Origin of the sequence: Trichlorobacter thiogenes (assembly GCF_900167465.1) — a bacterium.
GTDB lineage: Bacteria > Desulfobacterota > Desulfuromonadia > Geobacterales > Pseudopelobacteraceae > Trichlorobacter > Trichlorobacter thiogenes.
In genome coordinates this window covers 173,424-187,114 of sequence record NZ_FUWR01000004.1, presented here as the reverse complement: position 1 = coordinate 187,114, position 13,691 = coordinate 173,424, and the positions used below count along the sequence as shown (strand labels likewise).

At 52.7% G+C, this 13,691-nt stretch carries 15 protein-coding genes; 10 read left to right on the top strand and 5 right to left on the bottom strand.

Going from position 1 to position 13,691, the window contains the following annotated elements; genetic code table 11:
- Positions 1–512: 512 nt before the first annotated feature.
- The 3 genes from cobS (at position 513) to B5D39_RS05890 (ending at position 2,488) form a co-directional block, all read left to right on the top strand.
- Positions 513–1,268, top strand: coding sequence for an adenosylcobinamide-GDP ribazoletransferase (gene cobS / locus B5D39_RS05900; RefSeq protein WP_078789469.1), 756 nt, complete (start codon positions 513–515; stop codon positions 1,266–1,268).
- A complete protein-coding gene (cobC, locus tag B5D39_RS05895) occupies positions 1,265–1,867 on the top strand; it encodes an alpha-ribazole phosphatase (protein WP_078789468.1) in 603 nt (200 codons plus the stop codon). Before cobS ends, cobC begins: the two co-directional genes overlap by 4 nt.
- Before the next feature lie 114 nt (positions 1,868–1,981).
- The gene (locus B5D39_RS05890; protein WP_078789467.1) at positions 1,982–2,488 is read left to right on the top strand and encodes a hypothetical protein; all 507 of its coding nucleotides are present in this window, start codon (positions 1,982–1,984) and stop codon (positions 2,486–2,488) included.
- A gap of 99 nt (positions 2,489–2,587) precedes the next feature.
- On the opposite strand, the gene B5D39_RS05885 is transcribed toward B5D39_RS05890, so the two are convergent.
- From B5D39_RS05885 to B5D39_RS17100, 4 genes are all read right to left on the bottom strand, one after another.
- Positions 2,588–5,491, bottom strand: coding sequence for a hypothetical protein (locus tag B5D39_RS05885; RefSeq protein WP_078789466.1), 2,904 nt, complete (start codon positions 5,489–5,491; stop codon positions 2,588–2,590).
- A gap of 300 nt (positions 5,492–5,791) precedes the next feature.
- Complete coding sequence (locus B5D39_RS05880; RefSeq protein ID WP_078789465.1) at positions 5,792–6,178, bottom strand: hypothetical protein; 387 nt, start codon at positions 6,176–6,178, stop codon at positions 5,792–5,794.
- A gap of 154 nt (positions 6,179–6,332) precedes the next feature.
- Entirely contained in the window at positions 6,333–6,479 is a 147-nt protein-coding gene (locus B5D39_RS17105) for a hypothetical protein (RefSeq protein WP_167370381.1), read from the bottom strand.
- Positions 6,480–6,521: 42 nt separating this feature from the next.
- Entirely contained in the window at positions 6,522–6,674 is a 153-nt protein-coding gene (locus B5D39_RS17100) for a hypothetical protein (RefSeq protein WP_167370380.1), read from the bottom strand.
- 496 nt (positions 6,675–7,170) lie between these two features.
- On the opposite strand from B5D39_RS17100, the gene B5D39_RS05875 reads away from it, so the two are divergent.
- Complete coding sequence (locus B5D39_RS05875; protein ID WP_078789464.1) at positions 7,171–7,563, top strand: ComEA family DNA-binding protein; 393 nt, start codon at positions 7,171–7,173, stop codon at positions 7,561–7,563.
- Between the two features lie 65 nt (positions 7,564–7,628).
- Here the strand turns inward: B5D39_RS05875 and B5D39_RS05870 are convergent, their stop codons facing one another.
- A complete protein-coding gene (locus B5D39_RS05870; RefSeq protein ID WP_078789463.1) occupies positions 7,629–7,961 on the bottom strand; it encodes a hypothetical protein in 333 nt (110 codons plus the stop codon).
- A gap of 136 nt (positions 7,962–8,097) precedes the next feature.
- Between B5D39_RS05870 and hpnJ the strand changes: the two genes are divergently transcribed.
- From hpnJ to B5D39_RS05840, 6 genes are all read left to right on the top strand, one after another.
- On the top strand, positions 8,098–9,528 hold the full coding sequence (hpnJ, locus tag B5D39_RS05865; RefSeq protein WP_078789462.1) for a hopanoid biosynthesis associated radical SAM protein HpnJ: 1,431 nt from the start codon (positions 8,098–8,100) through the stop codon (positions 9,526–9,528).
- Positions 9,516–10,382 (top strand): hopanoid biosynthesis-associated protein HpnK, encoded by an 867-nt coding sequence (hpnK, locus tag B5D39_RS05860; protein WP_078789461.1) that lies wholly within the window; start codon positions 9,516–9,518, stop codon positions 10,380–10,382. The genes hpnJ and hpnK overlap by 13 nt, the downstream gene beginning before the upstream one ends.
- Complete coding sequence (locus B5D39_RS05855; RefSeq protein ID WP_078789460.1) at positions 10,375–10,818, top strand: EamA family transporter; 444 nt, start codon at positions 10,375–10,377, stop codon at positions 10,816–10,818. The genes hpnK and B5D39_RS05855 overlap by 8 nt, the downstream gene beginning before the upstream one ends.
- Entirely contained in the window at positions 10,818–11,639 is an 822-nt protein-coding gene (proC, locus tag B5D39_RS05850; RefSeq protein WP_078789459.1) for a pyrroline-5-carboxylate reductase, read from the top strand. The genes B5D39_RS05855 and proC overlap by 1 nt, the downstream gene beginning before the upstream one ends.
- A 67-nt stretch (positions 11,640–11,706) precedes the next feature.
- Complete coding sequence (locus B5D39_RS05845) at positions 11,707–12,780, top strand: sensor histidine kinase (RefSeq protein WP_161947428.1); 1,074 nt, start codon at positions 11,707–11,709, stop codon at positions 12,778–12,780.
- Positions 12,777–13,541 carry a LytR/AlgR family response regulator transcription factor gene (locus B5D39_RS05840; RefSeq protein WP_078789457.1) on the top strand — a complete coding sequence of 255 codons (765 nt, stop codon included), beginning with the start codon at positions 12,777–12,779 and terminating at the stop codon, positions 13,539–13,541. The genes B5D39_RS05845 and B5D39_RS05840 overlap by 4 nt, the downstream gene beginning before the upstream one ends.
- Positions 13,542–13,691: the final 150 nt, after the last annotated feature.

Below are 13,691 nucleotides of genomic sequence, written 5' to 3'. Positions count from 1 at the left end.
GCCAGGAGATAAGCGCTTTGCAACCATCAGCATCATTGGTGAAACGTTTTACTTCTTCTGTTGGAATGACACCAACATCAAGAATAGCTTTAGAAACATCAATGCCGATAAACAGATTCTTTCCCATAGTCTTTCTCCTTTCCCGTTCTTGCAGAATGCGGGATCCAGATGGTCCCCAGTCAACTGTTCGGGCTATTGGGAGGAAGGGAATGACGCCTTACGCTCTGTGACGGGCTTGGTGTCCCAAAACACGATCAAGCTGTCATTCCCTGGCTACTTGAAAGAACATTAGATGCTACACGCTGAACATACAAGGGCACAGAGCAACACAGAGAACTACAATAAAAATCTATTTTTAGCAGATCACCCAAAAGGGATCAGGTTGTTTGCTGTATCTTCCTGTTTTTCCTCTGAGACCTCTGTGATCTCTGTGGCAAATGCTTTTTATTGGTTAAAAGCTGCTGCAACTGGTACTTGACGCAGCACGCAGCTTGACGCACACTGCCCCGATCATGCGCCGCTATCTCATCGCCCTCCAATTTCTGACCATCCTGCCGGTTCCTTCACCTAAGCAGTGCGATGCCGATGACCTGGGCCGTTCAACCGCCTGGTTTCCCTTGGTAGGTCTAACCATCGGCGGGCTGCTGCTGCTGGCTGATCTGGCGTTGACCCCGCTGTTCCCCCGTCACCTGACCGATGCGCTGTTGGTGGCGTTACTGGCCATCATCACCGGAGCCCTGCACCTGGACGGGCTGGCTGATGTCTGTGATGGTCTGGCGGCACGGGGCAGCAAAGAGCGTTTTCTGGCGATCATGAAGGACTCCCGCGTGGGGGCGATCGGGGCGGTGGGGCTGATTCTGCTGCTGCTACTCAAATATGCCGCCCTGCTGGCTTTGCCGATCTATCTCAAACGACCGGCACTCCTGCTGGTTCCTGCCTTGGCCCGTTTTACCCAGGTGCTGGTCATGACCAATGCCCGTGCTGCCCGCAGCGACGGACTGGGGGCCTGCTTCCTTTCCGGCATCACCAGCGCCCAATTTTCTTTGGCAGCAGCCTGCACCATCCCGCTCTGCTGGCTGCTGGGCCACTCCGCCGGAATTGCGGCCCTCTGCCTGTGCGCTGTCTGGGGCATTGGGGTTAAATCTTACTTCACCCGCCGTCTGGGGGGGATCAGCGGAGACATCGTCGGCTTCAGCAGCGAAATCGCTGAACTGCTGGCCCTGCTGACCCTGACGGCAACCACCACATTACTGACGAGGTACCTATGAACAGCATGACCCGCCTCCACCTGATCCGGCATGGCCAGGTGGCAGGTTTTGAACAACGCCGCTACAACGGCCATGCCGATGTTGCCCTGACCGACCTTGGTGTTGAGCAGTACCATCTACTGAAAGACCGGCTGGCTGACAGCCATATTTCAGCCTGTTACTCCAGCGACCTGACCCGCTGCCGGATCGGCGCCGGCATCATCTGTGAGCAGTTTGGGATAGAGCCTACCTTCCGCCCCGAATTGCGTGAGGTAAATATCGGGGTCTGGGAAAGTCTGACCTGGCAGGAGATCCAGAGCCGCTGGCCGGAGGAGTGGCAGGCCCGACTGAACGATCTGGTTAACTACCGCGTACCCCAAGGTGAGAATCTGTTGGATGTAGAGGCCCGACTGATGCCGGTGGTACGGGAAATCCTGGAACGGCATCGCGGACAGGAGATCCTGCTGGTGGGGCATGGCGGGGTTAACCGGATCATCCTGCTGGCCGCCATCGGCGCACCGCTGGCCAGCATGTTTAACATTGAGCAGAATTACGGTTGCCTGAATATGATTGATTACTATGGCGACGGCAGGGCAACGGTCAAGTTGTTGAACGGCTGATAATTCACGCTCTCGATTATTCAAAATCGCATTTCGTATGATTGCGTAACACTCACAACCTGCTATTATTTTTAAATATGACTTTTACTAACTGAAAACGGAAAGGGGTACATCATGAAAATCAGTCGTATTATTATGTTTGTAGCGGCTTCGGTTCTCTGTTTCTCAGCAACGTCTCATGCCAGCGAAATTGAGCAAAGGGTACGGCGTGCCTACGAACAGATAGACAGAGGGATTCAATCCGGCGACATTACTCGAGATGAAGCCCGTCGGCTGAAGGGTGATTTTAAAAAAATACGCGATGATGAAGAACGCCTGAATAATGAATTGGATCGACTGGAAAGAAATATTTATCGCGCCAAAAACAATGATAACAGGAAAGATGACTATAGAGGTCATGATGATTTCAGAGGGCCGGACAGAGGCCATCATCAGGTTCGCTGGGAAAGATGCGCTGGTGAAGGTGAAAACTGCAGATTTCGCGGCACCCGTGAGATCCGTTATGGCGCAGGTGACCGTTGGGCCTACCGGTCCCAGACAAACAGCATTACCTGTAATAACGCCGTGTTTGGTGATCCAGCCCCCGGCACACCAAAGGCTTGTTATATCAAAATTGACTAAGGCCTGAATTTTGCCAACAGCTCACAACCAATGATCAAACGGGGCATCCATCCAGATGCCCCGTTCGTTTATCCCCAAAACCTTACTACGCTACCAGGACTACTTACCCGGCTTCCGCTGAATATCCACGGTAGTCATCAACCCCTCCGGTGTAAATGTCAGCCGGGCATTGACCCGATCCAGTGAATTGATCAGCCGCATGGTGGGCGAGCTCTGATCACTGAAGGCCGGCTGTTTGGGATTATGCCGGTTGCCGTGGACTGAACAGACAACCGCGCCGGTGGCTTCATCAACGCTGTAGGTGCCACCTGACGGACAGTAGGGCTGATAGCCGCGCAACGCCTCTGAGGTGGAACCAAAACCGGTTGACGGCACACCCAGGTTACGCATCAGGATTGCAGCCAGGGGAAGGTTTTTCTGGCAGGCATGGCGGATATCCTCCTGATAACTGATACTGGAGGCCTCTTCCAACTGCTTGAAGGCAGAGCGATAGACTGATAGCTCCACATTCCCCTCATGTTTTACCACCTTCTTGGCCGCTCCCTTGGCCGAGGCATCCAGCAGATCGGTCACGATATCCCGCCGGGAGGCGATCACCAGCCGGTCATCCACTACAGCGGCATAGAGCCGCAGCTTGACCACAAATAGAGTAAAGTTGGCCACATAGACCGGCTTGCCACGATGGGTTTCCAGGGTATAGGTCTCCAGGGAAAGCTCATCACGACCGGAGTTTTTAGGGCCAATGGAGCGGAACAGCTCTGGAATGGATCTTTCAGCTTTTTTCGGGTCATTGACTTTTACCGTCAGATAGGTTGGCAGGTTGATGGCCGAGGCCAGATACCCGATCACCAGCGGTTCCAGTGATGAAGAACGCCCCACTTCCCGTCCCAACAGACCTGCAGCGCTACCATCGGCGCTAAAGAGGATCTGGCCGTCACACAGGTTGATGGCAACCTCATTCCCCAGCCAGTCCAGCTTCAGGTTGTTCCGATAGACCCTTTTATCGCCCAGTACACTTTTTTCAAGCCAATCCTGCGCCATGTGGCCACGCAGGGAAAGCACGGTACGGGGCAACACGGCACTGTCGGTCACCAGACCAGGAGTACGGCCAGAGAAGGCAGCCAGGCCGTCATACCAGGAGTTCTCAATCATCGGCAGAATACAGGTCTGGATACGGATATTCTGGCCCAGCTTGACCCGAATACCGATCGGATCAAAGAACTGAGTCCAGTAGCGGTTGTAGTTTGCAACAAAATCCTTGTACTGCGACGCTTCAGCAGGGGTCACCGTGGCAAGTTTCAGCTCATTCAGCGGCGTCAGCTTTCCGGGACGGTTATGCACCGGGCAATAGACTTCTCCCTGTGTGTCGATTGCATAGGCACCATGCTCTGGGCAGACCGGCGGATTCTTGCCCAGATAGCCGCCTGCCACCAGCTCCTCCATGGTGGGCTCCCGCCGTCTTTCCGTCTTGAACCAGAGCCGGGCATTGGCGATCAGCCCCATGTTGGCGCTGCACTGCATCCGACGGGCTTCTGCAATCTTCCAGCGAGGCCCCACCAGGTTGCGGATATGGGCATCAGAAAGATAGATGAAGATATCCTCTTCCTTGGCATCCTGCGGGAAGATGGTGCGCATGTAGCGGAAGTCATCAGCCTGGGCCAGGGCTGGCTGTTGCTTTGCCTCTACAGCCAAGATCCGCTCTAGGGCGGCTTTACTGGTTGAAACCACCCCCAGGTTGCCCACAATCACCAGATAGGATGAGACTCGCAGGTCTGGCGTTACTGCCGCCATACCCCGCTTGCCAGCTGCAACAAATTCAGAGCGCACAGCACCACGAGTCTTGGCTGCTTCGGAATAATGCTTCTCTATCTGCTTGCGAAAACGTGTTGCATCTTTGAGGGTAAAGAGGACGGTAATGGCCGTCCCCTCTTTCAAAAAAGGATCACTGCCGGTGATGGCCATATCTGCCACCACCCGATCACCGAACATCCTGGTCAGCATGCTGTTTTCAAGGCAGAGTTGCTTGCTGACCTTTTCCCGCACCTTGAAATCCTGGGCACTGCTTTCCACCTGACGCAGCAGGTTGCCGCCCCATTCATCCATCAGATCAGCCAGTTCAATCTGCTTGTTGATATTGGCAAAGAACACCCCGTACTGATCATCAGGAATGTACGATGCCAGCGCTGGCAATGACGGGGTTCTCCCCTTCAGCATCTCCTTGAAGGGGTGGGATTTCACCTGTGGTCCTTGCAGGGTTGAAAGGGGGACATTTTCAACAACTTTGACCGCTGTTTTGTCCGTTGTTGCACGTCGGGGAGTTGTATTCAACAGTTCCAGTTGCAGCGTTTCCTGAATGGCTGCAGCGCCGGTAAAGACGCTGTACAGGTCAGGGGTTTCACGACGGGAGCGGCTTCTGCTGCCCAGGTAGCGGGTTTCAAGGCCGTAGCGGGGGGCAACCGCCAGATTCCAGTACTGGGTGTACGGGTCTTCACCATTGGGGTCCGACGCCCAGAGTGACCACTGGTACTGCCTGGCCCATTCTGTCCGTATGGTGGCATCTGCAGTAACGTCACCGCCAGGCAGGGTAAAGGTCAGCCGTAGCAGGTCCCCCTTGGTGTTGCGGCTGCGGATAGCAAGACGGGCCGGGCCAGGCTTCAGGTAACGGCCGATAATGGTAACCGCATCTCCAACCTGATCAGGCGGACCTTGTGCAGCATCGTCATCATCAGCGTGCTTATGTTCGACCCGTTTTGCCACAACCGGACGCATGGTTAGCAGAAAGAGATCTCCTTCTTCAGCCTGCGGCACAAGTGAAAGGTACTCTTTTGAAGCCCCCTTTGGCAACTTCGCCACAATCCTGAAATACCCCTCATCACCACTCTTATACACCTCCGGCACAACCGTAACAGCAGGCGCTTCAGTGATTTTCACCGCTGCCACAGCTCCCAGAGCTGCGATGACCAGCAACGCAGCCATCAACGGCACAAACAGACGTCGAGACATACAAACTCCTTTCACTCGTAAATCAAATACCGATCCGAACAACCTCTTTGCACAGAGCAGACCAAAATCAACAGCCACAGAAAGTCTTGTAATTTTAGCAACAAGCAAGCAGCAGGCTACCGCTGCAGTTGCATCAACCAGACATTACATGCATAAGCAACCAGCGTTGGATGTACAGGCACTCCAAAATCAGTTCATCACCTGAGCACAAAAAATGGGTCACCCCAAGGGGCAACCCATCTCTTACATTCCTATGCCTGACAAAGAGGCATACCCATGTGGGACAACAGCTGCCTGTCCCTAGCCTTCCTGTGCAGCCTCTGCAGCGCCGCCTTCCATAAACTCCTGTTGTGCCTTCATAATCGCCTGCATCTGGCCCAACTGCTCACCCAACCAGGCATGCACCATGGCAGCGGTCTGGAAATTCATGGTAACACCGGTTTCAATAAAGCGAACCATGGTGCCATTCAGATTTTTGGGATCAGAGTCAACCAGGGCACCGATACCACCTTCAGGGCTGATTTCATGGGTCAGCTCTTTTGGCAGAGCCGGGCGCTCCTGATAAAAATGGGCAACCAGCTCGCCACGGGGGGTAAAGCCGCCCTGCACGCCGTTGGCGTAGACCGGGTTGTAGGCATAGTTGTAGATGTAGTTAAAGTTGATCTCTGGCTTACGCTGGTGACTCATGTTAATTCCTTCCTCATGGCTTGAATGTGCAACAAAGGCCCGATTGTATAGCATGTTTTTAACTTGCCTGACAAGCTGGAAGAAAAAAGACAGGAAAGGCCCGGTTACAAACCGGGCCTTTCCTGTCTCAAGACCAACCAAGAGATCTTTTTTCTTAACCGATCAATCGGCTTCCAATGTGGCTAAGGGCTGGCCAGACAATGTTGAGGGCAGCGCCGGCGGCAAACATGCCGAAGACCACCAGGGTTCTGCCAATATATTTACGGTCATTAAGATCAGAGTAACTAACTTTTGCTTTCATGATGGTATCCTCCGGTGTGCGCTGGTTTTAACGCTACGTTAATTAGTTGAACAGACTGACAAGACCACTGATTGCCCCTGCTGCTGACCAGGTAACAAAACCGCCCAGGAAAAGTACGGCGCCAGCGAAAATTGCCAAGCTACCTTTTGCGGTGGTTTCTGCCAACAGGACCGAGTAATTAGTTTTTGCTTTCATGACATCCTCCTTTGGTTTTTAGAACCGTTTGTAATGGGTGAACCGGAAACTTCCGGGTGCCTTGCTTTTGATTTTACCATTACAAGGCTCGTGCCAAAAACCAATCCAACCCAAATTATTTTTACAAACAAAATAATAACAATAACTTAACAATCAACACGCTATCCTGCATTTTATTTCAACAAACGAATCAGCAGCCCAAAGATATGTTGCACATGCAACAGCAACACCAGACTATTTTATGCAACAAGCCTCCCTGTCTGACGCAACCACGTCTGTTGCAATGCAACATTGATGCATTGCAACAGACGGACTGACGCGCCACACCAACAGTAGAGAGACGGCTCCACCAAATGAGCCGCCAGATGGCCCTGCAAAAAACCCAGAAACAGCCAGAATAACAATGGTTCCAGACCTAAAAATCAAATTGACAGCTACCGGATACGACTGCTACAACCGGCAGCAGAAGATCCCCACACCAAGGAGGAACCACCACATGAGAACACTCTGGATCAAGGCCATCACCACCATTGTTGCGCTGACCTTTTCTGTTGCCCTCAGCCTGGCGGCTGAACCGGCAAAAAAGACACCCCCTGCGGCAAAACCTGAAGCAACCAAGCCAGCAGACAGCAAAAAAGCTGCTGCCAAGCAGGAACTGGTGGATATCAACAGCGCCAGCGATGCAGAGCTGAAGGCGATACCCGGCCTTGGCGACGCCTACATAGCCAAGATTGTGGTTAACCGCCCCTACGCCAACAAGACCCAGCTGGTATCTAAAAAAGTGCTACCTGAATCGGTCTACGAAAAAATCAAGGACAAGGTCATTGCCAAGCAAGCCAAAAAGGACGACAAAAAGACCGCAGCCAAACCAGAACCAAAAAAGAAGTAACACCAAACAAACAAAGGGCAGCCAATCGGCTGCCCTTTGTGCAACAATACCAGACCAGGCTAAAGCTATTTCAAATGCACCGTTACCGATGCCCGCTCCTTACCCTCAGGAATATTAGGATAGACCGCATAACTACCAGGCTTCAGTGTTTTACCGATCAACTCAAACGGCGCACCACACAACGGCTGTTCTGCAGGAGACTGAATACACAATCCTTCCTTCCCTCCCTCGATACGATCCACTTTCGCAGACTTGGCAAGCTTAACTGTTGCACTGACAATCTGGGCATCATGCCCCGGCGTACCTTTTATCTGGGTTCCCTTCAACTCAGTTGCCCCACACCATGCTGTACTCAACACAATCATCATACCCGCCAGACCTACAATCCTTTTTTTCATGACTCACCCCCGATTATGAATAACTTTTTACCATGATGCAGCAGCCCCTGAAAAAGTCAAGAGTATCGATCTAACTTGACTTTTTAATACTATGCTCCTATTCTATCTCTCTTTTAGCAACCGCCAAGGAGTTGTAATGAAACCGCTTTTTCTTAACCCTCCCACGTTTGAGGATTTTGATGGTGGCGCTGGTGCCCGGTATCAGGCATCACGGGAAGTCACCTCATTCTGGTATCCCACCTGGCTCTGTTTTCCTGCCGGTATGATTGAAGGCAGCCGCGTGGTGGATGCCCCGGTACAAAAGTTCACCCTGGAAGACTGCCTGACCATTGCCAAAGGGTTTGATATGGTGGTGATGTACACCTCCACCCCCACCCTGGCGATTGATATTGAAACCGCCCGGCGGATTAAAGAGGTTAAGCCGGATATCGTCACTGTCCTGACCGGCCCCCATGTCTCCATCCTGCCGGAAGAATCGCTGAAGGCCGGTAACGGCATCATCGACATCGTCTGTCGTGGCGAGTTTGACTACTCCACCAAGGAACTGTGTGAAGGGCGCGACTGGTCCAAGGTGGACGGCATCAGCTTTATCAAGGACGGCAAGACCATCCACACCCCGGATCGCCCCCTGATTGAAGACCTGGATGCCCTGCCGTTTGTGGCGCCGATCTACAAGCGAGATCTGCCGATCTCGGAATATGTGATCCCCCACTTTAAAAACCCCTATGTCTCGATCTACTCCAGCCGGGGCTGCCCCTCCAAGTGCATCTACTGTCTCTGGCCCCAGACCTTCTCCGGCCGCCAGATGCGCCTTCGTTCACCTCAAAACGTGTACGAAGAGGTGAAATGGATTGTGGATAATATCCCGGAGATGCGTGAGCTGTCCTTTGACGATGACACCTTCACTGCCAGCCGGGAACATGCCCGCAATGTAGCCAATCTGCTCAAGCCGCTGGGGATCTCCTGGACCATCAATGCCCGGGCCAACTGCGACTATGAAACGCTGAAGGTGATGCGTGAAGCCGGCCTGCGTCACGTGGTGGTGGGCTATGAAACCGGCAATGAACCGATCCTGAAGAACATCAAAAAGGGTGTTACCAAAGAGCAGGCGATACAGTTTACCAAAGACTGCAAAAAACTGGGCCTGTCAGTCCATGGCGCCTTTATCATGGGCCTGCCGGGCGAGACCAAAGAAACCATTCAGGAAACCATCAACTATGCCAAACAGCTGGACCTGAACTCCATTCAGGCCTCGCTGGCCTCCCCCTACCCCGGCACAGAGTTCTATACCCTGGCCAAAGAGCAGGGCTGGATCGCCTCCGATGACTTTATCGACAGCACCGGCCACCAGAAATGCGTGATCAACTACCCTAACCTGAGCAACGCCGAGATCTTTAATTCAGTTGAGGAGTTCTACGACAAGTTCTACTTCCGTCCCAAGTACATCCTGCGCAGCATCGGCAAGATGATTGTGGATGGCGAGGAACGCCGCAAGCTGCTGAAAGAAGGCAAGCAGTACCTGGCCTATATGCAGAAACGGAAACAAGGCCAATCTTGCGAAAGCTGATTATCAATGCCGATGACTTCGGGCTTTCCTCCGGGGTCAACCGGGCGGTGGAACAGGCCTGGCAGCAGGGGATTCTAACCCAGGCATCATTGATGGCTGGAGGCGATGCCTTTGATGAGGCGGTGGAGGTTGCCAGACGTAATCCAGGCCTGCAGATCGGCCTGCACCTGACCCTGGTACAGGGTAAACCGGTGCTGCCACCTGAGATGATCCCCGGACTGGTTGCTGCCAACGGCTGTTTCCCGGACAACCCGGTGGCGGTGGGGATGAAGCTGTTCTTTGATCCAACCATCCGTATGCAGTTGCGGTGCGAGATAGAGGCCCAGATCCTTAAAGTTAAAGAGACCGGCCTCCCCTTTTCGCACATTGACGGCCACCTCAATATCCAGATGCACCCCACGGTCTTTACCCTGCTGACCGAACTGATGCCGCTGCACGGCATCACCAGCTTCAGGATTACCCGTGAGCGGTTGTTTGAAAACCTGCGACTTAACCGTTCCCGCATGGTGGGCAAGGCGGTTGAACGGGCCATCTTTGGCAGCTTGGCACACTATGCAGAAACCACCTTCAAGCGCCAGGAGATCAAGACCGCCGTAGAGGTCAAGGGGGTGCTCAACTCCGGCTGCATGACCGAAGAGTACCTGCTGGCGGTCATTGAGCGGCTGCAACCGGGCACAACAGAGGTCTATTTTCACCCCGGCTGCCTGCCGGATGCTGTAATCAGCCGCCGGATGCCTGATTACCAACATGCAGAAGAGCTGGCTGCCCTGCTTTCACCAAAAGTACGGGAACGGCTGCAGCAGTTGGATATAGCCTTAACAAACTATCGCGGAGAATCCAAACCGTATGCTTAAAACCATTGTCATTATGCTGATTGCAGTAACTGCCGGTACTGTTGGCGACATCCTGCTGGCCAAAGGGATGAAACAGTTGGGAGACCTCTCCACCATGAACCTGCGCGGCATCATGGAAGTTGCCTTCCGGGCCATGACCGAATGGAAGATTGTGGTGGGTACCGCCATGCTGGCTCTGTTCTTCTTCCTCTGGCTGGCCGTACTTTCCTGGGAAGACCTTTCAGTAGCCCTGCCGATGCAGGCCCTTAACTACGTCCTGGTGGCGGTACTGGCAAAATACATCCTGCATGAAGAGGTTTCCCTGTTACGCTGGGGCGGTATCGCTCTGGTCTGTGTCGGGGTGATGCTGATCACCAAAAGTAGTACCAGCGACAAAAAGCCCACATCTGAACTGGCTCAGCCAACATCGATTGAAAGCAGAACCGGAGGCGCATAATGCTACTGAACAACACCGTAGGATTTATTGGTGGCGGCAATATGGCAGAGGCGATCATCAAAGGCTTGATCGCCGGTGGTATGGCGCCGCGCAACATTATTGTTGCAGACCCGGTACAGGATCGCCGCGCGCTTCTGGCCTCAACTCTGTCAGTCAAAACCACTGACGAAAACAGTGAAGTTGCCCAGGAAGCAGACCTGATCATACTCTCGATCAAGCCCCAGATGGCAGCCAGCGTGCTTTCGGGACTTGAGAACACGATTACCCCGCAAAAACTGGTGCTCTCCATCATGGCCGGTATCTCCACCACCATCATTGAAGAGTCGCTGCAGAGCGGCGTGCGGGTTATACGGGCCATGCCCAACACCCCGGCACTGGTACAGGCCGGCGCCACCGCCATCTGCGGCGGTAGACGGGCCACTGAAGCCGATCTTGAGCTGACCAAAGAACTGTTTGCCTTGGTGGGCACGGTCTATCAGGTGGGTGAACGCCAGATGGATGCCGTCACCGGCATTTCCGGCAGCGGCCCGGCATACGTATTTTCCTTCATCGAAGCGTTGTCAGACGCAGGGGTAAAAAACGGTCTGCCCCGGGATATCGCCACCGGCCTGGCTGTCCAGACTGTACTGGGCTCTGCTCAATTGCTGCAGCAAAGCAACGAACACCCGGCAGTGCTGCGGGACCGGGTCAGCTCCCCCGGCGGCACCACCATTGCCGCCCTGCATACCTTGGAAAACGGCAGACTGCACGGCCTGCTGATGGATGCGGTGGACGCGGCAGTCAAGCGCTCCAAGGAACTGGCCGGAATCAAACTGTTGTAGACCAATTACAGAGCAGGGCGCTACCTGCGTCCTGCTTCTCCATGTAGCGACATCAGGAGCTGGCTCTATGGCTGATAAAAACATTTTTCACCAGCCACAACTAACACCAACACTCCTTGTGGACTGCAAGCTGACCTGGAAAAAACTCGCATCATTCATGCTATACGGCTGTCTGATAGCCTGTTTACTGTACATTTTCGGCTTTAAAACAAGTTTTTTTGATGCCCTTCTTTTTTGCAGCTGTGCCGCCGGGCCCGTTTTTCTCCTCCTACTCTGGTCAAACTCACTACCCAAACCTGCAGCCGTCACTGCCATGCTCCTAAGGCTCTGTACAATTCAGCTCTTAGGCTCCCTTATTGGAGCGGTCATTTTCACGGCTTTCACAGAGGGTAAACTGGTATCACCTTTCAATCAGCATATTGGCACCTTACTCAGGATGCTTTTCCTCAATGCCTTTTTTGGCTCTTCCATTGTTTTCTTTTTCAAGACTGGCGAGAGCATCTCAGAAGCAAAACAGTTGATCATGGAGGAAAGGCTTATTAATCTCGACATGAAGAGTATCTCCGTTGAGATGGAACTTAAACTACTCCAGGCCCAGATCGAGCCCCACTTTCTCTTTAATACGCTTTCAAATGTAATGAGCCTCATCGACACACACCCCGATAAAGCAAAAGGGATGCTTGACCACTTTTGCAATTTTTTGAGAGGTTCCCTTCATATTGCAAGAGATACAACCGTTCCCATTTCCCAAGAGATGGACTTAATCAGAAACTACCTGGAGATCCAAAAACTGCGCATGGGAGATCGTTTAAGCCATTCCATCGATATGCCTGATGCTCTCTTAAGCAAGCAGATCCCGCCTCTTCTGATACAACCGCTGGTTGAAAATTCAATCAAACACGGGCTTGAACCTAAATTGGAAGGGGGCAGCCTGATCATTAAGGGAGAAATTGACGGGGATATGGCGAGGATTGCCATATCTGATTCAGGCAGAGGAATATCCGAAAGTTCTACCGGAAACGGAGTGGGGTTGGAAAATGTACGCAAAAGGATTCGGATGTTTTCTGCCTCTAAAGGCAAATTAACACTTGAGGAGAATCTTCCTTGCGGTGTTCTCGCGATGATAGAAGTCCCGCTATGAAGACAGTCACAGCCTTGATTGCTGATGACGAGGCACCATTACGGGCCTTTTTAAAAAGACGATTATCCCTGTTGTGGCCAGAGATGACCGTCACCTGCGAGGCCAGTAACGGTCTGGATGCGCTGAAACTGGCGGCTGCACTGCAACCCGATATCGCATTTCTGGACATCAAAATGCCTGGGCTGTCCGGAATAGAAGTTGCCGGAAAACTCCCCAAGGGATGCCTGCCGGTTTTTATCACCGCTTTTGACAAGTTCGCCATAGAGGCATTTGAGGCCGGAGGAGTGGATTACCTGCTGAAGCCGGTGAGCGACAGCAGACTGGAAAAGATGGTAGCACGGCTGAAATCCAGGTTGCCGGCCATTTCAACCTCCCTGCAGCAACTGGATACCATACTCGCCAGATTATCTTTATCTGCACAATCCGTTGGCCGTGAATATCTGCAATGGATTAAAGTGGGCCAAAAAGACAAGATCAGACTTATATCGGTGCAAGAGGTTGACTATTTCAAGTCAACCGATAAATACACCACGGTCAGGAGCGGGGAAGAAGAGTTCCTGATCAAAAAGAGTATCAAGGAACTTGTTGACGAACTTTCCCCTGATCAGTTCTGGCAAATTCACCGGGCAACCCTTGTAAATGTCACCAAAATTGAAATGGTGAAACGCTCATTAACCGGCAGTTATAACGTCCATCTGGCCGGATCCAATCAAACGCTCTCCGTAAGCCGTGCCTTCTCACACCTGTTTAAACAGATGTAGACTACTGTTCATCCCTTCCTGCTACCGTTTATCGCAACAATCTCCCGTTCGTCGCACATCAATTGCCCTACAACAACCCCTCGTATTTAATAAGGTCATGATCACGCAGGTTGCAAGTAACCAGTAGCCATTACACCGTTAAAACGCAAA